General features: G+C 66.4%; 24 protein-coding genes. 16 read left to right on the top strand and 8 right to left on the bottom strand.

All coding sequences use genetic code 11. The features are described 5' to 3' along the window. Positions 1 to 7: 7 nt before the first annotated feature. Complete coding sequence (locus CP557_RS18435; RefSeq protein ID WP_097381252.1) at positions 8 to 379, bottom strand: HalOD1 output domain-containing protein; 372 nt, start codon at positions 377 to 379, stop codon at positions 8 to 10. A gap of 125 nt (positions 380 to 504) precedes the next feature. Further along, entirely contained in the window at positions 505 to 2,049 is a 1,545-nt protein-coding gene (gene thsA / locus CP557_RS18440) for a thermosome subunit alpha (RefSeq protein ID WP_097381253.1), read from the bottom strand. A gap of 187 nt (positions 2,050 to 2,236) precedes the next feature. Here thsA and CP557_RS18445 point away from each other — a divergent pair, with 187 nt between their 5' ends. Next, positions 2,237 to 3,064: an amidohydrolase family protein gene (locus CP557_RS18445; protein ID WP_097381715.1), complete on the top strand. Its 828-nt coding sequence runs from the start codon at positions 2,237 to 2,239 to the stop codon at positions 3,062 to 3,064. A 99-nt stretch (positions 3,065 to 3,163) separates the two neighbouring features. On the opposite strand, the gene CP557_RS18450 is transcribed toward CP557_RS18445, so the two are convergent. Beyond that, on the bottom strand, positions 3,164 to 4,543 hold the full coding sequence (locus CP557_RS18450; protein ID WP_097381254.1) for a glycerate kinase type-2 family protein: 1,380 nt from the start codon (positions 4,541 to 4,543) through the stop codon (positions 3,164 to 3,166). Positions 4,544 to 4,715: 172 nt separating this feature from the next. Between CP557_RS18450 and CP557_RS18455 the strand changes: the two genes are divergently transcribed. The 4 genes from CP557_RS18455 (at position 4,716) to CP557_RS18470 (ending at position 6,977) form a co-directional block, all read left to right on the top strand. Beyond that, positions 4,716 to 5,111, top strand: coding sequence for a 30S ribosomal protein S6e (locus CP557_RS18455; protein WP_097381255.1), 396 nt, complete (start codon positions 4,716 to 4,718; stop codon positions 5,109 to 5,111). A gap of 31 nt (positions 5,112 to 5,142) precedes the next feature. Further along, positions 5,143 to 5,580 (top strand): DUF7112 family protein, encoded by a 438-nt coding sequence (locus tag CP557_RS18460; protein WP_097381256.1) that lies wholly within the window; start codon positions 5,143 to 5,145, stop codon positions 5,578 to 5,580. Between the two features lie 143 nt (positions 5,581 to 5,723). Continuing rightward, positions 5,724 to 6,161: a DUF5807 family protein gene (locus tag CP557_RS18465; RefSeq protein WP_097381257.1), complete on the top strand. Its 438-nt coding sequence runs from the start codon at positions 5,724 to 5,726 to the stop codon at positions 6,159 to 6,161. 120 nt (positions 6,162 to 6,281) lie between these two features. Beyond that, positions 6,282 to 6,977: a hypothetical protein gene (locus CP557_RS18470; protein WP_097381258.1), complete on the top strand. Its 696-nt coding sequence runs from the start codon at positions 6,282 to 6,284 to the stop codon at positions 6,975 to 6,977. Between the two features lie 460 nt (positions 6,978 to 7,437). Here CP557_RS18470 and CP557_RS18475 read toward each other — a convergent pair whose 3' ends face one another. Both CP557_RS18475 and CP557_RS18480 read right to left on the bottom strand, forming a co-directional pair. Then, on the bottom strand, positions 7,438 to 8,631 hold the full coding sequence (locus CP557_RS18475) for a DHH family phosphoesterase (RefSeq protein ID WP_097381259.1): 1,194 nt from the start codon (positions 8,629 to 8,631) through the stop codon (positions 7,438 to 7,440). Positions 8,632 to 8,778: 147 nt separating this feature from the next. After that, a complete protein-coding gene (locus CP557_RS18480) occupies positions 8,779 to 9,240 on the bottom strand; it encodes a universal stress protein (protein ID WP_097381260.1) in 462 nt (153 codons plus the stop codon). Positions 9,241 to 9,354: 114 nt separating this feature from the next. On the opposite strand from CP557_RS18480, the gene CP557_RS18485 reads away from it, so the two are divergent. Further along, complete coding sequence (locus CP557_RS18485) at positions 9,355 to 9,813, top strand: universal stress protein (RefSeq protein WP_097381261.1); 459 nt, start codon at positions 9,355 to 9,357, stop codon at positions 9,811 to 9,813. A gap of 22 nt (positions 9,814 to 9,835) precedes the next feature. On the opposite strand, the gene CP557_RS18490 is transcribed toward CP557_RS18485, so the two are convergent. Further along, positions 9,836 to 10,408, bottom strand: a complete 573-nt coding sequence (locus CP557_RS18490; RefSeq protein ID WP_097381262.1) for a GNAT family N-acetyltransferase — start codon at positions 10,406 to 10,408, stop codon at positions 9,836 to 9,838. Positions 10,409 to 10,410: 2 nt separating this feature from the next. Continuing rightward, positions 10,411 to 10,782 (bottom strand): universal stress protein, encoded by a 372-nt coding sequence (locus tag CP557_RS18495; protein WP_097381263.1) that lies wholly within the window; start codon positions 10,780 to 10,782, stop codon positions 10,411 to 10,413. 144 nt (positions 10,783 to 10,926) lie between these two features. Between CP557_RS18495 and CP557_RS18500 the strand changes: the two genes are divergently transcribed. From CP557_RS18500 to CP557_RS18515, 4 genes are all read left to right on the top strand, one after another. After that, positions 10,927 to 12,357 carry an ATP-binding protein gene (locus CP557_RS18500; RefSeq protein WP_097381264.1) on the top strand — a complete coding sequence of 477 codons (1,431 nt, stop codon included), beginning with the start codon at positions 10,927 to 10,929 and terminating at the stop codon, positions 12,355 to 12,357. A 154-nt stretch (positions 12,358 to 12,511) separates the two neighbouring features. Then, on the top strand, positions 12,512 to 12,907 hold the full coding sequence (locus tag CP557_RS18505; protein ID WP_097381265.1) for a DUF2237 family protein: 396 nt from the start codon (positions 12,512 to 12,514) through the stop codon (positions 12,905 to 12,907). Positions 12,908 to 12,963: 56 nt separating this feature from the next. After that, positions 12,964 to 13,293, top strand: a complete 330-nt coding sequence (locus CP557_RS18510) for a hypothetical protein (protein WP_097381266.1) — start codon at positions 12,964 to 12,966, stop codon at positions 13,291 to 13,293. 81 nt (positions 13,294 to 13,374) lie between these two features. Then, complete coding sequence (locus CP557_RS18515; RefSeq protein WP_097381267.1) at positions 13,375 to 14,199, top strand: MBL fold metallo-hydrolase; 825 nt, start codon at positions 13,375 to 13,377, stop codon at positions 14,197 to 14,199. Between the two features lie 121 nt (positions 14,200 to 14,320). Here CP557_RS18515 and CP557_RS18520 read toward each other — a convergent pair whose 3' ends face one another. Further along, on the bottom strand, positions 14,321 to 15,325 hold the full coding sequence (locus CP557_RS18520) for a DUF5787 family protein (RefSeq protein WP_097381716.1): 1,005 nt from the start codon (positions 15,323 to 15,325) through the stop codon (positions 14,321 to 14,323). Positions 15,326 to 15,484: 159 nt separating this feature from the next. Between CP557_RS18520 and CP557_RS18525 the strand changes: the two genes are divergently transcribed. The 6 genes from CP557_RS18525 to CP557_RS18550 all read left to right on the top strand — a co-directional run bounded on the left by CP557_RS18525 (position 15,485) and on the right by CP557_RS18550 (position 19,614). Further along, the gene (locus tag CP557_RS18525) at positions 15,485 to 16,396 is read left to right on the top strand and encodes a winged helix-turn-helix domain-containing protein (protein ID WP_097381717.1); all 912 of its coding nucleotides are present in this window, start codon (positions 15,485 to 15,487) and stop codon (positions 16,394 to 16,396) included. A 237-nt stretch (positions 16,397 to 16,633) separates the two neighbouring features. Next, on the top strand, positions 16,634 to 17,866 hold the full coding sequence (locus CP557_RS18530) for a translation initiation factor IF-2 subunit gamma (protein ID WP_097381268.1): 1,233 nt from the start codon (positions 16,634 to 16,636) through the stop codon (positions 17,864 to 17,866). A gap of 4 nt (positions 17,867 to 17,870) precedes the next feature. Next, complete coding sequence (locus CP557_RS18535; RefSeq protein ID WP_097381269.1) at positions 17,871 to 18,263, top strand: PIN domain-containing protein; 393 nt, start codon at positions 17,871 to 17,873, stop codon at positions 18,261 to 18,263. Further along, a complete protein-coding gene (locus CP557_RS18540; RefSeq protein WP_097381270.1) occupies positions 18,264 to 18,833 on the top strand; it encodes a DNA-directed RNA polymerase in 570 nt (189 codons plus the stop codon). A gap of 2 nt (positions 18,834 to 18,835) precedes the next feature. Further along, positions 18,836 to 19,033: a transcription elongation factor subunit Spt4 gene (gene spt4 / locus CP557_RS18545; protein ID WP_076143095.1), complete on the top strand. Its 198-nt coding sequence runs from the start codon at positions 18,836 to 18,838 to the stop codon at positions 19,031 to 19,033. Positions 19,034 to 19,038: 5 nt separating this feature from the next. Beyond that, complete coding sequence (locus tag CP557_RS18550) at positions 19,039 to 19,614, top strand: GTP-dependent dephospho-CoA kinase family protein (protein WP_097381271.1); 576 nt, start codon at positions 19,039 to 19,041, stop codon at positions 19,612 to 19,614. Positions 19,615 to 19,950 lie beyond the last annotated feature (336 nt).

Below are 19,950 nucleotides of genomic sequence, written 5' to 3' on the forward strand. Positions count from 1 at the left end.
GGGTCCGTCACCTCTCGGCCGGGACGACGGATCGCCGCGTCGGATCGATCTCGATTTCGCCGTCCGCACGCACCGTCACGGCACACTGTGAGAACCGAAAGGAGATCGACCCGTCACCGACGCGGGACTCGTCACCGCGCCAGTGAACGAAGAGCGCGTTCAGCGCGTCCGGTTCGACGCATTCCGAGAGCGCCTCGAGGTCGTCGGGTTCGACCCCCAGTACCGACGAGACGGTCATGAGGAGTGCCGTGCTCACCGGTTCGTAGGCGCCGTCGTCACACCACGTGTGGTAGGTACCACGGTCGTCGTCGTAGTAGACCGTGCGACCGTTGGTGTCGGCGATCGGCGTCAGTGTCTCTCGCGGAGCGGTTCCGGACATAATACATCTGACTACAATGTGTTAACACTTAACAGTGATGGCTAGTCGATATGGCCGCTGCTGGGGGATTTGGGTTCCCGTCGACAAAAAGGCGGTATTCGGGATCGATGCCGCGAACAGCGACGTTATTCGGCGGCGATGACGTCGTCGATGCGGGCGATCATCGTGGCGGCTTCGGTCGCGCTCTCGATGGCTTCGCGTTTGACGTCGGCAGGATCGACGACGCCGTACTCGAAGGGATCGTCGATCGTGACCTCGTCGCCCTTGGTGATCAGGCCGGCCCGGCCCTCGGACTCGTGGGCGGCACGAAGGTCCACGAGCACGTCGATGGGATCGCGGCCGGTGTTGGCCGCGAGCGTCCGTGGGACGATGTCGACCGCGTCGGCGAAGGCCGTCACGGCGAGCTGTTTGCGACCCTCGATACCGGCGGCCTCCTCGCGGATCTTGTCGGCGATCGCGATCTCGGTCGCGCCGGCACCGGGAACGACCTCGCCGGACTCGAGTGCGGTCGCGACGACGTCGAGTGCGTCACCGATAGCGCGCTCGAGTTCGTCGACGACGTGTTCGGTGCCCCCGCGGACGAAGACGGTGACCGTCTCGGCGGCCGCACCGCCTTCGACGAACGCGAGATCGTCGCCGCCGAAGGATTCGGTGTGGATCCGGTCGGCCGAGCCGAAGTCGGATTCCTCGAGATCGTCGAGGTCACCGACGCGGCGTGCGCCGGTCGCGGCGGCGACCTGTCGGGCGTCGCTGTCGCCCAGTCCCTCGAAGACGAGGATCCCCTCGTTGGCGAGGGCGTTGGCGACGCGGTCGGCGACGTCTTCGGTCGTGAAGACGACGTCGGCCCCGCTGTCGGCGACGGTCTCGGCGTAGCCCTGTAGTTCGCCCTCCTCGGCGTCGATCGCGGCGTTGAGCTGGTCGATCGAGTCGATGGCGTACTCGGCGTCGACGTCGCCCGTCTGGATGTCGAGTTCGACGTCCAGGATGGCGATCGACGCGTCTTCGACCTCGCTTGGCATGCCGTCGTGGGCGGGCTCTTCGTCGACGATGATGCCGGGGACGAGTTCGGTCGCGTTCGAGGAGGCGCCGACCTCCGTGTGGACGGTGACGTTGTCGCGTGCGACGCCCTCGTCAGTGTCGACGTGCTGGATCGCGTCGACGACCGTCTCGGCCAGCGTCTCGGCCGTGAGTCCGCCGGTGCCCTTGCCGGTCATGCTCGACTCGGCGACCTGGCGGAGAATTTCGTCGTCGACGTCGGCCTCGTCGACCTGCTCGGCGATCGCCTCGAGGGCGATCTCGCTGGCTTCGTGGTAGCCCTCGACGATCGTCGTCGCGTGGACGTCCTGCTCGATGAGGTCCTCGGCCTCGCCGAGCAGGTTGCCGGCGAGCACCGCTGCGGTCGTCGTTCCGTCGCCGACCTCCTCCTCCTGGGTGTCGGCGACCTCGACGATCATCTGGGCGGCGGGATGCTCGATGTCCATCTCGTTGAGGATGGTCGCCCCGTCGTTCGTGATGACGACGTCCCCGCCGGAGTCGACGAGCATCTTGTCCATGCCGCGGGGGCCGAGTGTCGTCCGTACCGACTCGGCGACTGCCTTGCCGGCCATGATGTTGGACGACTGCGCGTCCCGACCCTGCGTTCGTTGACTGTCCTCGCTCATAATGAACATGGGCTGCCCACCCATGCGTCGCTGTTGTGCCATCGTTGATCCTCACTAACCATGTCGTCAGCACTTCTATATAATTCTTTCCCTCCTACCGCCGCTCCGTCTTGCGATTGTCCGTGTGAACTATCACCAGGCTGGTGGTCGACGGGGCCAGTAGGGAAATATGGGTTGACGCGAAATGACCCAGTGGATGCTGGAACTGGAACACCGATTTCGCGTCGTCGACGTCTCGGTGCGGTTGTCGCCGGTCGACGACAGCGACACCTCCCGCGGACTGACGATCACGCCGGACCGCCTCGAGCGGGAGATGCATCAGGCGGGCATCACCAGATCCATCGTCTTTCCGCCGTCACGAGCGGGGACGAGTTACGTCGCGCCGAACAACGGCGTCGCCAGACGCAGCGTCGACCGTCCGTTCGTCGCCTTCGCACGGATCAACGGTACCCAGACGCCAGGCCGGAACGCGACCGGACGCCTCCGGAACGCCGTTCGCCAGCGAACGGACCACCACACCTCTCCCAGCGACATCGAAAAGTACGCCTACGACGATCGGTTTCACGGATTCGTCCTCGACCCCACCGTCGACGGCTATCCCGACGACGACGTCCTCGCCGCCCTCGAGGACGTCGACCTGCCGGTGATCGTCCGCGGCGGCGTCGACGCGCCACCCGAAACGCTCGCGTCGCTGTTGCTCGGCCGCTCGTTCCCCGTCGTCGTCGGCCGCTTCGGCGGCCATCCGCTGAGCCAGCCGCTGATGAACGAGATGATCGACCTCCTCGGGGAGTACGACGACTGCTACCTCGAGACGAGTTTCGTCCGTTACCGCGAGCAACTCGAGCGGGCGCTCTTCGAACACCCCGATCGCGTCTTTTTCGGGAGCGGCGCGCCCGCCTGCCATCCCAACGTCGCAGTCATGGAGATCCTCACGCTCGACGTCTCGGGGGATCTGCTCCGCCGCGCCTTCTCCAAGAACGCCTGTCGCGTGATCGACGTGCTCACCCCCGATTCGGGGCCGTAGGGCTCCGTCGATCGGGACGGGGTCTCGAGGCGTTCGATTCGGATGTCGAACGCGTCCGCGACACCGGTATCGCGTCTCCGTTCGGAATCGATTCGGATACTACCGGACGACCAGCACCCGCAGATCGTTCAGGTTCGTCCCGGTCGGCCCCGTGAGTAGGAGGGCATCTCGGGACGCGAGATACGGATAAACGTCGTTTTCCGCGAGGGCCACGCGAGCGTCGTCGGGGTCCGCGACGGTCGTCCCGTCGACGAGCGCGCCGGCCGCGTCGGTCGTGCCGTCGATCCCGTCGGTGTCGACCGCGGCGACAGTGATCTCGCCCCCGTTCTCGGGTTTGCCTCGGTTAGTGTCCCCGGTCCCGTTGTTCTCACTGCCCTCGTTCTCGAGTGCGAGCGCCGCGCTCGTCGCGAACTCCTGGTTGGGACCGCCCGCCCCGTCGCCCCGGACCGTCACCGTCGTCTCGCCCCCCGAGAGGATCACGGCCGGCGGCGAGATCGGCGTGCCCGTCGCCAGCGCCTCCTCGGCGACGGCGACGTGTGTCGTGGCCGCCTCGCGGGCCTCACCCCGAACGCGCGAGGAGAGCACGAGCGTCTCGTAGCCCCGGCCGGCTGCCGTTTCGCGTGCCGCCTCGAGGACGGTCATGCCATCGGCGACGACGTGGTTCGAGACGGTGTCGAACGCGGGATCGCCGGGGCTTGGCGTCTCGGCGATCTCGCCGGCCGTGCCGCGCTCGAGGCGGTCGACGACGGCGTCGGGCGCGTCGATCCCGTACCGCTCGAGGACCACGAGGGCGTCCTCGAACGTCGATTCGTCGGGCGCGACGGGTCCGCTGGCGATCACGCTCAGGTCGTTCCCGACAACGTCGCTCAGGATCACCGAGGCGACCGTCCCGGGGGCGAGTCGGCGCGCCAGTTGGCCCCCCTTCAGCGCGGAGAGGTGCTTGCGGACCGCGTTGATCTCGTGGATGTCGGCCCCGCTGGCGAGCAAGCCGTCCGTGGTCGACTGGAGGTCCGCGAGCGACACTCCACTCGCGGGCGCGGGCATGAGTGCGCTGCCGCCGCCGGTGATCACCGCGAGGACGAGCGTGTCCTCGTCGACGGCATCGGCCGTCTCGAGCAGTTCGCGCGCGGCGTCGACACCCCGTTCGCTCGGCACCGGGTGGTCGCCCTCCCGAACGGTCACGTGATCGGTCTCGACGGGGTCGTCCGTGACGACGACGCCTCGATCGATCCGGTCGCCCAGGATTCCCTCGAGCGCGACGGCGACGTGTGCCCCCGCGTTGCCGCCGCCGAGGACGACGATCTCCTCGTACTCGCGGCGGTCGTACGCTACGTCGCCGACGCGGAGGGTGTCGCCCTCGAGCGCCACGGCTTCGCGAACGACCGTTCGCGGATGGCCCGCCTCGATTCCGGTTTCGAGGCATTCGAGTGCGAGTCCGCGGGCTTCGCTCGATGCGAGGCGATCCCGGTCCTCGATCATACTCGAGTGGACTACCGGGACCGAGTAAAACTCGCGGATTCGGGACGTGATTCGGTACGAACGGGCTCTTCGAGCAACCGGCTCTCTGCACGGGTTTGGCTGCCGATCCGCTCGTCGACGCCCGTTCGGTGGGATCGATGATCTTTTGAGCGACGGCCGTCTTCCGTCGGGCATGGCAAGTTTCACTGTCGTTGTCGGCGACCCCGATTCGGGGTTGGCCCATCAGCTCGAGGCGGAAGAACAGGACGCGAACCGCTTTATCGGCAAGTCGATCGGCGAGGAGGTCGACGGCGGTGCCGTCGGACTCGACGGCTATACGCTCGAGATCACCGGCGGCTCCGACGAGGCGGGTCGCCCGCTCACCGACGAGGTCGCGGGGCCGAACCTGAAGGAAGTGCTGATGAAAGAAGAGCAAACGGGCTACAAGCCGTCCCGAGACGGCGAACGCCGTCGAATCACCGTCCGCGGCCGTGAAGTATCGGCTGCCGTCGCGCAGATCAACGCCTCGATCGTCGACCGCGGCAGCACCGACGTCGACGAACTGCTCAGCGACGACGGCGACGAGTAAGTCGCGTCGACATCCCTCCGATTCGTTTTCAATGACTGACAGAATTGCGAGTGACCATCCCTCGGTGGAAACGGTCCGATCGACGTGTACGGAGACGGCCACGGGCGTCAAACTCGAGGTCCCGGCCGACGATCGCTCGGCGTTTCCGACCGACGAGGTCGTCCGGATCGTCCTCGAGGGGACGGAACTGTTCGCGCGGGTCGAACGAGCGCTGACGGGCGAGGACCTGGCGATTCCGGGGATCTACGACACCCCGGATCTGGCCCGCGATCCCAGCGGCGGCACCGATCGACTCGCCGAGTGGACCGCGACACAGGAGGTCCCGGCGGGCGGGTCGGTGCTGATCGACGTCGTCGAACCGGAGTTTCTCTACGGCGTTCGCGCGCCCGGCGAGACGACCTACTACGACGCCTACGAACCGCCAAGCGGGAGCCTGAGTGAGATCGCGAAGGACCTCGAGGACCGGTAAGTTCGCCGTCCCCTGGTTCCGACAGCGACGGTGGTGATAGCCGGGCGCACCCGTGTACGGGATTCGGCGACACGATCGCGTTCGTCTCGCGGAACGGGACGCGAATACTGTCCTTTTTCCACTTCGAGCGCGAATCCGACTCCATGAGTGACCCACGTGCGGAGTTTCTCGCGGGCGAGCGGCTCGACGATGTCGCGTTGTTTCTGGCCGATTCCTACGTCTCGGACGAGCGACTCGAGCAGTTCGGCGACCGCGTCGACGACGGCACGCTGATCGTGGTCGACGGCGAGCGCGGGCGCAACGCCTTCCAGGCGGCGACCGGAACCGGTGCGATGGAGTTCGCCAAGTCCGCGATGAGCAACGAAGGCGAGATCGCCGAGGATCTCACGGGCGGGCAGTGTCCGGCTGCCGGCGACGGGGGCCCCCACACGACCCAGTTCGTCTTCGCCTTCGCCGAGGGACGGAACGAGGAGGTCGGCGGGATCTACGCCGACGGTGCCGTCGTTCACGCGTATGCCCAGTGCACCTGCGGGACGGCGTTCTCGGACCGGTGGAACGTCACCGAAGTGGCGACACAGTAAGCAGCCGTTCGAACACTGCACCGAGAACGCCGCCGTTTCGCGAGCGATGACTCTCCCCCCGGCTGATACCGTCACCTGTCGGCCGTCCGCTTTTGGACGAGACTCGCGTACCCATACGGAATGAGTTCGACCGAAACCCCGTACGAGACCGGGCGCGGGTTCGGTCTCTCGAGTCGCGAAGCGCGCGTGATCGGCGGCGCGAGCGTCCTGATGGCGATCAACGTCGCGGTGATGTACGCCGTCGCGGTGACGCCGCTCGCGTCGGTCAACGACTATCTGTTCGCGTTTCCGATCGTCGGTGTGATCGCCTACGGCGCGGCGATCATGGCCGGCCAGCTGGTCGCCGAGCGAGGCGTCGACCGTGGTGATATGGCGATCGCGTTCGTCGGGATGGTACTCTTGCAGTTGGCCTTCGGGGTCTTCGGAGCCGGCGTGTTGCGGTTCGTGCCGCGGGAGTCCCAGCCGACGATCCTCGCCGTAACGGCGGTCGTCGTCGCCGCAATGACAGCCCTGATCTCGGCGTACGTCTACGCCCGTTCGAAGACGTTCGAGCACTGGGGGTCTTACGCCAACTACGCGTTCATCGGTGGGATCATCGCCATCGCGATCGGGACGTTCGTCGCCCCGGTGTTACTCGTCGGCTTCGTCCTCGTCTTTCTGGGCTTTCTGCTCCGGCTGGGCTGGGAGATCTGGAAGGTCCGCGACCAGCGCAGCGCCTCGGTGGCGCTCCAGACGATCGGCGTCTACATCGCCGTCGCGGGCGTCTTCGTTCACGTCCTCCAGCTCGTGATGCGGTACTTCGCGTCTCGAGGGTAAGCGACGTTTCGGACCCGCAGTAGCGGAATCGTGGTGTCAAGCAGACGTGTTGACGTGAGTGTCCTGCTATCGTGGCAACACGGAGGGGCCACAACCCTCCCCAACCGATTCGCTCGGTCATCCTTCCCTCGCTCATCCAGCGGAAGACGCGTCGCGTCTTCCGAGCAGTCGCTCGTTCCATCTGCTCACGGGTGCTTTGCACCCGTTCGCGTGGTATGCGGGACCGTTGGTCACGCACTACTCGCGACGACCCCGGACAGTGTCGTCTCCCGTCCTCATATCGTTCGGCCGGCCCGCTCACGGCTCGCTTCGCTCACCGTTCGTGCTCGAGGCGTTCCCGTCGGTCGCGCCTCGCCGACAGCGCGCGCCACCGCATACCGGTCGGTCAGCACGGAGTAATACGCCGTGGCACCGCTCCCGTTAGCCAGAGAAAAATCAGTACGGACGCTTTTCGAACCGGTCAGTCCTCGCTTTCGTCGCCCTCGACGTCCTCGTCCGCGACGACCTCGCGGAACCCGTCGAGGATGACCTGCTTCGTCACCGCGCCGCGGGTCGTCCAGTGGTTCGCGTAGTCGAGCATGTCGTCGTAGATGTCGGGTTTACAACCCGCGGCTTTCGGGTGGCCGCCGCCGTTGACCTTCCCCGCGACCTCGTGGCACCGTTCGAACGCGTCGGTGCCCCGAATCGAGGCCGAGCCGGCAGGTTTGACGATGACCGACGCGTCGGCACCTTGCTCGCGCATCGCTTCGGCGACCTCGTTTTGCGAACAACGACCGTAGGTGATACCGACCGTGTAGCCGCCGATCTCGCGCAGTTCCGCCCGGCCGACCGCCTGCTCGATGAGCGCCTCCTTCTCGACGCGGCGCTCGGCGATGTAGTCGGTGACCCACTCGGGGAGGTCGACGCCGTACTCGCGGACGACCTCGACGTACTCCGCGGGGTCGGTCCAGTAGGCGTAGTCCGCTAGATCGTCGCTGCGGGGATCCTCCCGGAGCCAGAGGTCGTGATCCCGCGTCACCGCCGCGAGTTCCTCGTACATGGGTCCAAACTCGTACTCGAGCGAGCGGTAGACGACGTCGGCGCTGCACTCCTCCTCGGAGTCGCCGACGACGAGGTCGACGCCCGCGTCGCGAACCGCCGCCGCGACGTCGTCGCCCCACTGGTGGTGATCGTACCAGGCGATCCCGTCGGCGGTCGCGAGCGCCGCGTCGAGTTCGTCCTCGACGTACTCGTAGCGGTCCGGCGCGAGGTCGCAGACGAAGACGTCGATTCCCGCGTCGCCGTACTCGGCGACGCGGGCCAGCGCGTCCTCAACGTCGTGGGGACTCGCGGGAACGAGCGCGACGTTGTGTGGCGTCGGCTCGGGCTCTTCGAGGGGTTCGTCGCCCTCGTCCGGGCCGGCGGCTGGCTCCTCGTCGTTGGGCTCCGGGACGTTCTGGACGTCGTCGTAGGCCGCTCGAATCAGCGCGACGCAGGCCAGGCCGTCGGCGTCGGGATCCGCGATGACCGCGGCCTCGGCACCCTCGAGTGCGGCTTCGGTCTGCTGGTCCTCGAGGTCCTCCTCGAGCGTATCGGGAAGGAAGAAGCCGGTCCCCGGCAGCACTGACTTCCGAGCGAGCGACAGCTCGTCGCTCCGGATGAGTTCGTCGTACATGGTACGTGCTGGGTGACCGGCGGGGAAGTAATCGCCGGTATCGCGAGCCGATCGCGACCGGCGGTCGTACGGACTCCTGTCCGTCAGCGACGGCGTCCCCACGAACCGCCCCGTGGTTGCGCCGACACGTCGGTACAGGGGACCGTCTCAGGCGTCGGCAGCGACCGCGTCCTCGCCGTCGCCTGCAGTCTCGAGTTGCCGGACCGTCAGGACGGGGACGGGCGACGTGCGGACGATCCGTTCGGCGACGCTGCCGAGCAGGAGCCGGTTCTCGCCGTGGCGGCCCCGGGTCCCGGTCGCGACGACATCGGCGTCGACCTCGCGGGCGTACTCACAGATTTCGACGGCGGGTCGGCCTTCGCGGGTCGCAGTCGTCACGTCCCCGTCCGCCCGTTCCGCGACGGTAGCCAGCGCGGCGTCGGCGGTCGTCTCGAGGGCGGTGCGGAGTTCGTCCCGGAGCTGCTGGGGTGAGGCGTCGACCTCGCTGGCGTCGATCACCGAGAGCGCGTGGACCTCGGCGTCGAACCGGGCGGCGAGATCGAGCGCGACGTCGACGGCCCGTTTCACGCTGTCGGACCCGTCGGTAGCAACGACGACCGTATCGAACATGGCAGTGGATTGCGCGTGCGGTCGCTTATACTGTTCTGTTCGGAAGCGGAGCGAACGGGTCTCCACTCGCGCCGGGAAGGGGGCTTTTTTGTCACGGGCCACCCACTGCCGCGTATGGACGCCAGCGAGCCGTTTACCGTCGACACCGTCCTCGCACCGGTCGACGGAAGCGACGAGTCCGCCACCGCCGTCGAATACGCCGTCGCCGTCGCCGACCGCTACGACGCCTCCGTGCACGCGCTTTTCGTTCTCGGGCGTGGCGTCGTACGCGGGTTAGACGCCGGCATGGTCGACGAAACCGCCATCGCCGAGAACACACAGGACTTTTTCGACGACATCGGCAAGATCGCCGCCGATGCGGGCGTCTCGCTCACCACTTCCGTCGACGACGGCTTCTCGCAGACGCGGAAGACGCGCCACCCCGGCAACGTCGTCCTCGACACTGCCGACGAGATCGACGCCGACTTCATCGTCCTCCCCAGGGAACCCGTCACTCGAGCCGAAGCGGAGGTCCTCGAGAAGGCCGCCGAGTACGTCCTCTCGTACGCGAGTCAGCCCGTGCTGTCGGTCTGATCGCTCAGCGAGTCCCGCCGTCTCACCCCGTCCCGAGTCGAATCGCCATCTCCTGTTCGAAGCTTTCGGTCCCGGTCGATTCGAAGCCGACCCGTTCGTAGAGGGCGATCGCGGGGTTGTTCCAGCGTTCGACGGTCAGCCACACCCGCCTGATCCCGAGCTCGGCAGCGTGGCCCAGCAGGTTCTCGAGCAGCGTCGTCCCGATACCGGCCTGCTGGTAGGCCTGGAGGACGAAGATCGCGAGCTCCCACTCGATGTCCGCGTCGTGGCCGATCGCGGACGGATCGTCGGTGTCGGGAACGAGCATCGCGTGGGCGACCACGTCGCCGTCGTGGCGGGCGACGACGTTGATGCTGTCGTCGCCGATCGTCTCGAGCCAGTTGCGGATGCGCTCCTCGCCGGTCGGCGGAATTCCCTGTGCGCGGTCGGTCGGATCGAACTCGGTGTACATCTCGACGACGTCTCCGAGCGTCTCGTCGGTGAACGCCGACGGCGCTTGGATCTCGATCGATCGCCCCTCTCGATCCTCGATCGTCGTCGGCGGTGCGGGGAACGGACCGGACGGTTCGTCGGGATACTGACGCGATCCAGCCATCGTTATCGCACCAGCTTGACCGTCGTCGGTGCGTTCAACAGGACGAACTCGGTGATCGGGCCGAGCTGAATCTTCCCCATCGGGCTCAGGGTACCGCCGCCGATCACCAGCTGGTCGAACTCGCCTTGCTCGGCGTAATTGACCAGCGCGCTTCCGGGATCTCCCTCGAGTTTCTCGACCTCGACGTCGGTAATGTCTGCCTCCTCGAGCCGATCGAGGGCCTGTTGATACATCGCTTCCTGTGAGCGCTTCGACTCCGGCTTGTCGACGACGACGATGGTAAGCTCGTCACCGACCTCGCGCGTCCGCTCGATGGTCCGTCGGAGCGTCTTCACCGACTCGTCGCTGCCGCCCAGACCCAGCAACACGTTCATACCCGTGACTGTGAGCCGATACACGAAAACGGTTGTGCCGATTTCCGGGTTCGAACCCCCGTTTCCGTCCCCGCGGGTGGAACGCAATTGCATACGTTGCGCGTGACGACGCTGTTAAGAACGTGTAGTGAATAGGTCCACGGAATGAGTGATGCGGCGCTCGATGTCGTGGAGTTTCTGCTCACGACGAGCGTGTATTCGGACGACCGGACGCTAGACGAGAACGATCTCCCGCCGGCGTTCCGCCGGGTCTACTGGACCGGTGGCGTCGACGACGAAAGCGGAGGCGATGACGAGAGCGGCGGGAGTTCCCGCAAACCCGCCGGAATCAGTCGCCCGCTGTCGGTCACGACCACGACCGCGCGGGAGGCAACCGGCGTCGACCGCCCGTGGGAGGCCGTCGCCGATTTGATGTTCACCGAGCGCGACGAGTTCTCGGGCACGATCACCCTCGCCCAGCAAGACATGGCCGAGGAGTGGTTCGCCGAGCGCGTCGACGAGGACCGACTGCTCGAGAACCCGACGCTGGCGAAACACTTCGCGACCCACGAGGCCTACGAGTTCGACGTCTCCCACGAGGAGGCCCGCGAGCGCAACCGGCCGATTCAGGCCGACCGCGTCTGGATCGACGGCCTGCTCAACGAGTACTTCGACGAGGAGGACGACGAGGAGATGCTCGACCTCGTGGAAGTCCGCGCGCCCGAGGAGGTCGATATGTCTCTCGACGACCTCGTGCTCACGGAGGACCAGCAAAACGAACTCAACAAGATCTCGAAGGCGATCGAACACCGGGATTATCTCGCCGATATCGGCCTGCGAGAGATCGGGAAACTGCTGTTCGTCGGCCCGCCGGGAACCGGGAAGACGTCCACGGCACAGGCGCTGGCACAGGACATGGACCTCCCCTTCGTCGAGGTCAAACTCTCGATGATCACGAGCCAGTACCTGGGCGAAACGGCGAAGAACGTCGACAAGACGTTCGAAGTCGCGAAGCGACTGTCGCCCTGTATCCTCTTTATCGACGAGTTCGACTTCGTCGCCAAGACCCGTCGGAGCGACGAACACGCCGCGCTCAAGCGTGCGGTCAATACCCTCCTCAAGAGCATCGACAACATCTCGCTCATCGAGGACGACGTCTTGCTCATCGGGGCGACCAACCACCCCGACCAGCTAGACGACGCTGCCTGGCGGCGCTTCGACGAGATCATCAACTTCCCCAAACCCGACCACGGCATGCGGGCGGACATCCTCGGGCTCATCACGCGGACGATGGATATCGACGAGTTCGACCCACAGCTCATCGCCGAGGTCACCGAGGGACTGACCGGCAGCGACCTTCGGATGGTGCTTCGGGAAGCAGTGCTCGAGGCCTTAACCGAGGATCGGACGACGCTCACCCAGGAGGACCTCCTCGATGCCGTCGAGGAGTTCGAGGAGCGGGATACGCTGAAGAACATGGACATGATGGGGGGCGACCACGACGCGCTCGTCGCCGGCGGCGACCTCGACAAGGCCAGCGACGGCGGTCACTCCCACGATCACGACCACGACCACGACCACGACCACGATCACTGATACGGTCGCCTGTCCGTCAGTGCCGCTGGGACCGGGACCGCCCTGCAGTCCCACCGGGAGAGCGGGACAGCAAACCGTATGAACCGTTCGACGAGGGACCACGTCTCGTCCGTCCGACAGCATCCTTTTCCACCCGCCGCCCGTTGCGGAACGTATGCCAGACGACCGGAACGTGTACGGCACCGAACTCGAGCCCTGCAGCACCGACCCACCCACGGGCTATCTGCGGGACGGCTGCTGTCGCCGGGTCGAGTCCGATCGGGGCCGACACGAACTCTGTGCCGTGATGACCGAGGAGTTTTTGCGGTTCAGCCGAGCGCAGGGCAACGATCTCACTACACCCAGACCGGAGTTCGAGTTCCCGGGTCTCGAGCCCGGCGACCGGTGGTGTCTCTGTCTCCCTCGGTGGGTGGAAGCGGCGGAGGCCGACTGCGCGCCGCCGGTCGTCCTCGAGGCGACTCACGAGGCGGTCTTACGCGACGTCGAGCCGGATCTCCTTCGGGAGCACGAGTACGACGGGCGCGTCGCCGAGGATTCCGAGACGGAATAGGGACCGACACAGTCCGCGGGGAATACCCTTTATGCGACGGCTGTCAATCACCCCGTATGAGCGAAAGCACACCAGGGGGGAACGCGGCGGATGCGTTCGCCAGCCGGGCGCGGACCGAACACGGCGAGTCGATCCGGGAACTCGTCGTCTTCGGCGACGCCGTTCGGGGTGACGACCGCGGCGTGCACGCGTCCATGGAGGTATTGCTCGTCCTCGAGGAGGACGACGAGGAGATCGAGCGACGGCTCGAGGCACTCGCCGAGACCGTCGGGCTCGAGCACGGCGTCGTCTTCTCGGTCCACGTCCTCCCCGCCGATCGGTTCGAATCGCAATCGGACCACCCGTTCATCCGAACGGCACTCGAGGAAGGGCACTCGTATGTGTAGGCGGCGACGAGTCGGCGGTTCGGGGTCCCGGCGATCGCTCGCTCTTCGCTCCCCGACCGCTCTCGGAGGGGCGACGTAAGGATGCGGGTGAGCCTACTCGGGACCGGCGACACGACGGGGACGCCGACCGTCGGCTGCGACTGTGACACCTGTACCGCCGCACGCGAGCGCGGCGTCGAGCGCACGCGGTTCTCGGTCCACGTCGAGAACGAGCGGACCGAGGAGTCGCTGTTGATCGACTTCAGTCCCGATTTCCGGTACCAGTTCCTCCGCGACGAGGTCCCGTTGCCCGACGCAGCCGTCATCACGCACGTCCACTTCGATCACCTCGACGGCCTGGGCAACGTCTTTCGCGTGCTCGATTCCCTCGAGGTCTACGCGGCCGACGAGACCGATCCTCAGACGGGAAAGAGCGTCGCGGGGACGGTCCGTGACGATTATCACTATCTCGACCCACTCACCGTCGTTCCGACGACGCCACTGGAGACGGTCCGGATCTGCGGGCTCGACGTGACGCTGGTGCCCGTCGACCACCCGCCGCTGGTCTGTTACGGACTCGCTGTCGAGGATCCGGTGACGGGCGCGAAACTGTCGCTCACGGGCGATACGAGCTACGACGTTCCCGAGGAGTCCCGCGCGGTGCTGGCCGACGCGGATCTCCTGCTTGCGGACGGAATCGTCCCGGCGAGCCTCTGCGAGTATCACCCCCTCGGCGGCCGCCACGAGGACGCCGACGGCGTCCCCCGGACGTTCGGTACGAAACACATGACTCGAGAGGGCGCGCTCGGGCTGGCAGCGGAACTGAACGCCGAGCAGACGCGGCTGGTTCATCTCGCACACTTTTACCCTGCCGACGAGGCGTTCGAGGAGCCACTGGCGATCGACGGCGAGCAGTACGTGCTATAGATTCACGGTTTCCGTTCGAGCGGTCGAGATTGGCGGCGCTCGTACGGTCTACTGTCCGTCAGTGCCGGTGGGACCGGGACCGTACTGTGGTCCCACCGGGCAATCGGGACGGCAAACCGTCTCAGCCGAACCGATCGAGTCCCGACTGTCGTCGCCGCTTTCCGCTCGGCTCGGCCTCCCACGCGGTTCGGCGATCGCGCTCGGCCTCGAGGTCGACTCGAGACTCGGACGCCGACGTCGGTTGGTATCCCGGACACGAGGACCCACACTCCGAGCCGGCGTCGACCACTCGGGCCTTCCACTCGCAGTAGGGAAGCGTCGCACCGCTGGCGTCGTCCGGGCGGCAGGCCATACAGGCGGGGACGTCGTACGTTCGCCACCCCTTGCCGTAGGCCCGTTCGGCGATCCGTCGGCGGGTGCGAGCCTTCGCCTCGGGGGAGACGACCTCGATTTCGGTGCGGCCGGGGTGGGACTCGAGTGGCTCGATGCCGGGCTCGTCGACGGCCAACGGCGTCGGCTCGCGGAGCACCTCGATCTCGAGGGAGCCGCCCGCGTCCGCCCCGTCGCGGTGAACTCGCCAGACGCCGACTGCGTCGGGGATCCGGTTCAGGTGGGCGCGCGTCACGTAACTCTCGGTCGCGAGGACGACCTCGTCGACCAGTCCGAGACTGACGTCCGTTCGCAACTGGGCCTCGAGGTCCCCCGGGCGGCCGAGGTCGGGTTTGTTCTCGATCCCGAGGAGTCGGTCGTACCAGTCGGGGTAGCGGGCGACCTGTCGGACGTACTCGCGGCTCCTGGTCGTGGTCGCGCCGTGGTCGCGTTCGAAGAAGCCGATCTCGACGGCCCGCTCCGTCGCGCTGCGGGCGCGCTCGGGGTGGCAGTCGAAGGCGTCCTTCCAGTAGCGGGCCCGTCCGGTGCCGACGGCCGAATCGATGGCCGCGTCGGGGATCGACTCGCTCGTGATCGCGACGCGGTCGGCGAATTCGGGGCCGGGTTCGACGCGGATGACATCGAGGATCCGCCCCCCTGGATCGGCGACGCTCCCGCCGAGTTGGCGCGCGACGATCCCCTCCTCGCGCTCCTCCAGGCGGGCGCACAGTTCGAGTTCGAACGCGAACTCCGACACGGTCGTGATGAGGGTCGGCGGCGAAATAAGTCGTCGGGTCCGGTCGTCCTCGAGACGACCGGCGGACGCGCGATATCGCGGGTGAACGCCGATCGTGAGCGACCGCCCGGGATCGGCTCGAGGGAAAAACACTATTCGCTGGCAGGAGTGGGAGAGACCATGAGCGGAGAACGGTCGGCGGCCGCGGTCTTCGGGCTCCTCTCCGACGAGACGCGGATCGACGTGCTTCGGGAGATCGCCATCGCCCAGGCCGAGCGCCCACACAGCGCCGGCCCGGCGGAGCTCTCCTTCTCGACGATCTACGAGCGGGTCGACATCGACAACACGTCGAAGCTCTCCTACCACCTCGGCGAACTCGAGGGGCTGTTTCTGCGAAAGGGCGACGACGGCTACTCGCTGACACACGCCGGCGAACGGATCGTCCGGCTACTCTTGTCGGCAAACTACGGCGAGCCGGGGGGAGTCGGCGGGACGGCTGTCCGGGGATCGTGTCTGCTCTGTGGGGCGGCGTCCCTCGAAGCGTCCCTCGACAACCAGTTCCTGAAGATCGGCTGTCGCGACTGCGGGCGCGACATCGCGGGCTACGAGGTCACGCCGGCACAGGTCCGCGAGCGGTCCGCTTCGGCCGTCATCGACGCGCTCACCCATCGAATGGGGGCCCACTACCGGCAGGTTCGGGGCGGCGTCTGTCCGTCGTGTGCCGGGCGCGTGTCTCTCGAGGTGGTCGAGGCCGGCGAACCCGACGCCGATCCGTTCCACGCGATCGATCGGTGTGAGGAGTGTCTCCGATCGTACTCCGCCCCGTTGACGCTCCGATCGGCCTACCACCCCGAATCGGTCGCGTTCTGCTGGGAGCGGGGCGTCGACGTGCTCTCGAGCGCGCCCTGGGAACTGCTTGGCTACGTCTCCGGGGGCCAGTGGTCGGGCACGCGTACCGCGACGGAGCCCGACGAATACGAGGTCGTCTACCGCCTCGAGGGGGACGAGCTTCGACTCGAGCTCGCGTCGGACCTGTCGGTCACGCGGACCGAGCGCGTGCGCCGCGAATCGGTCCGCGATCGCCGGTCCTGACGATCATCCAGCACCTGGGTTTCGAACCCGGCGTCGACGGCCGAGCCGGGCGGAGTCGATTCAGCCGCTCACGAATCCGAACGCGGATTCGGCTGTGAGCCTCCCCGAGGCGCGACCCTGAGCCCGACGCACTGTCACGTGCCGATAGTTCCCATACGGTTTCGCCGAGCGAAGGGATAGCTCGCAACCTTTATCAGTCGCACAGGGGAATCACTACCCAAGATTACTCATCGTCTTATGGTAGGAAATCGACAACCGGAGGTGAACATCGGGCTCGTCGGTCACGTCGACCACGGCAAGACGACGCTGGTGCAAGCCCTCAGCGGCTCGTGGACGGACCAGCACAGCGAGGAGATGAAACGCGGTATCTCGATCAGGCTCGGCTACGCCGACGCCACGTTCCGCCACTGCGAGGGGCTCGAGGAACCCGAGTGTTACACCGTCGAGGAGGAGTGTCCGGACGGGTCGGAAAGCGAGCCGCTGCGGACCGTCTCGTTCGTCGACGCCCCAGGGCACGAGACCCTGATGGCGACGATGCTTTCGGGCGCGTCCCTGATGGACGGTGCCGTGTTGGTAGTCAGTGCCAACGAACCCGTTCCACAGCCCCAGACCGAGGAGCATCTGATGGCGCTGGATATCATCGGCATCGAGAACATCGTCATCGCACAGAACAAGGTCGACCTCGTCGACCCCGAGACGGCTCGGAACAACTACGAGCAGATCAAGGAGTTCGTCGAGGGAACGGTCGCGGAGGACGCCCCCATCGTCCCCGTCTCCGCGGGCCAGGAGGTCAATCTCGACTTGCTCATCCAGGCCATCGAGGAGGAGATCCCCACCCCGGATCGGGATCCCGACGCCGATCCCCGGATGCACGTCGCCCGCAGTTTCGACATCAACAAACCCGGGACGACCGCGAAAGACCTCGCCGGTGGCGTCCTCGGCGGGAGTCTCGTACAGGGCGAGCTCGAGGTCGGCGACGATATCGAGATCCGGCCCGGTCGCGAGGTCGAGGAGGGCGGACAGTCCGAGTACGTCCCCATCGAAACGACCATTCGCTCGCTCCAGGCCGGCGGCGAAGCCGCCGATACCGTCACGCCGGGCGGACTGCTCGGTGTCGGGACCGGACTCGACCCCTCGCTCACAAAGGGGGACGCGCTGGCAGGCCGGATGGCCGGCCCGCCGGGGACGCTCCCGCCGACGTGGAACGAGTTCACCATGGACGTCGACCTGCTCGAGCGGGTCGTCGGCGCGGAAAGCGGCGAGACGGTCGACGAGATCAGCACCGGCGAGCCGCTGATGATGACCGTCGGGACGGCGACGACCGTCGGCTCGGTTACCAGCGCCCGAAGCGGCGAGTGCGAGGTCCGACTCAAACGCCCCGTCGCCGCCGATCCGGGGACGAAAATCGCGATCAACCGCCGCATCGGTGCGCGCTGGCGGCTGATCGGGCTGGGAACGCTCACGGACTAAGGCGATGAGCACGCGGACGCAGGTCGCACTCGATACGAGCGCGCTCATGATGCCGGTCGAACTCGACGTTCGGCTGTTCGAAGAACTCGAGCGGCTCCTGGACTCGTTCGAGCCGACGATTCCCCAGGCCGTTCTCGAGGAACTCCGGCGGCTCTCGGAGAAGGGCGGTCAGGAGGGAACGGCCGCGACCGTCGGCCACGATCTGGCGACCGAACGCTGTCTCGTCGTCGATACGGAGGCGTCGTACGCCGACGACGCGCTGGTCGAACTCGCCCGCGAGGGGACCGTCGACTACGTCGTCACGAACGATCGTCCGCTGCGCGACCGGGTGCTCGAAGCGAACAGACCGGTAATTGCATTACGCGGGAGAAACAAGTTAGCGATCACTCAACCATAGATGTACAAACGGGTTAGACTGAAGGACACGGTAGAAGTACCGCCGGAAGAACTCGGCGACGTATCGCCGGATCGAGTCAAGCGACTGCTCCAGGACAAACTCGAGGGGCGGATGGACGAAGAGGTCGGCAGCGTCGTCTCCGTCACCGAGGTGCACGATATCGGCCAGGGGACGGTGTTACCGAACCGGCCTGGCGTCTACTACGAGGCCGAATTCGACGCCGTCACGTTCGATCCGCAGATGCAGGAAGTCGTCGACGGCACCGTCGTCGAGGTCGTCGAGTTCGGTGCCTTCGTCGGGATCGGCCCCGTCGACGGCCTCTTGCACGTCTCGCAGATCAGCGACGAATACCTCGCCTTCGACGGCGAGAACCAGCGCCTCGCCTCGAACGAGTCCGCACGTTCACTTGGCGTCGACGACGCCGTCCGGGCTCGCATCGTCACCAAGAGCATCGACGAACGCAACCCCCGTGACTCGAAGATCGGGCTCACCGCCAAACAGCCCGGCCTCGGGAAACACGGCTGGCTCGAGGAAGAGCGAGAGAAACGCGAAGCGACCGCAGGTGAATAACCATGGCATCCGACCGTCTCGTCTGTCGTGAGTGTCACCGGGTCAACGAACCCGATAACGAAACCTGTGACGCCTGCAACTCCTCCTCGCTGACCGAGGACTGGGCGGGCTACGTCATCATCGCCCATCCCGAGGAAAGCGAGATCGCGACGGAGATGCAGATCACCGAACCGGGCGCGTACGCCCTGAAAGTTCGCTGATTCACGTGACCCGCGACGACGACCAGCGTTCGGCGTCCGCCGACGGCGACGATCAGCTACTGGTTTTGCCCGACGAACTCCGCGACGAACTCAAAGAGCCGATGGGCCCGATCGAGACGGACGCGGATCGGCTCCTCGAGGCCGTCGATGGACCCCTGATCGCTGTCGGCGACGTCGTCACGTATCACCTCCTGCAGGCGGGCCGTCGACCCGACGTCGCACTCGTCGACGGCCGGACCAAACGCAGCGCCGTCGACGAGGAGATCCGCGAGGCGGTCACGTCCGGCGCGAGCATCGAAGTTCGGAATCCGCCTGCGGAACTCTCCGCGCCCGTCGTTCGGGCACTTCGCCGGGCGCTCTCGACTGCGGAACCGACCACCGTTCTGGTCGACGGGGAAGAAGATCTCGTCGCCCTGCCGGCGATCGCCGCCGCACCCGAGGGTGCGAGCGTCGTCTACGGCCAGCCCGACGAGGGGATGGTTCACGTCGTCGTCACCGACGACGACCGAACGGCGATGCGCGAACTCCTGGAGCGTTTCGAGGGCGACACCGAGCGATTCTGGACGTTACTGGACGGCTAACCCGAATTTACGAGTCACTGTCGTTTCGACGGTCGTCGGAACGGCGGCGGGATCGCCCCCGGTCGATCACGGCCCGGTACCGATAGGGAGCCGCTCGGGCGGGATCGCGCCAAGATTATTTAAACACCGTTGCATAGTTGGAATAATCTTTATATAGTACGTTGGATAGACAGTACCTGTGACAAATGAAACACGACGGATGAGAACGTGCCGGGACGATCGAATCGCGTCGTAGTGGCCCGGCTCGGATCGATCGGTCACGAGGTGCACAACGGAGTGTCGAACTCGAAGCGCGAAACACCCTCTCAGCAGACGGAACAGAGGACTATGGTCATC

The sequence above is a fragment of the Natrinema ejinorense genome, assembly GCF_002494345.1.
GTDB lineage: Archaea > Halobacteriota > Halobacteria > Halobacteriales > Natrialbaceae > Natrinema > Natrinema longum.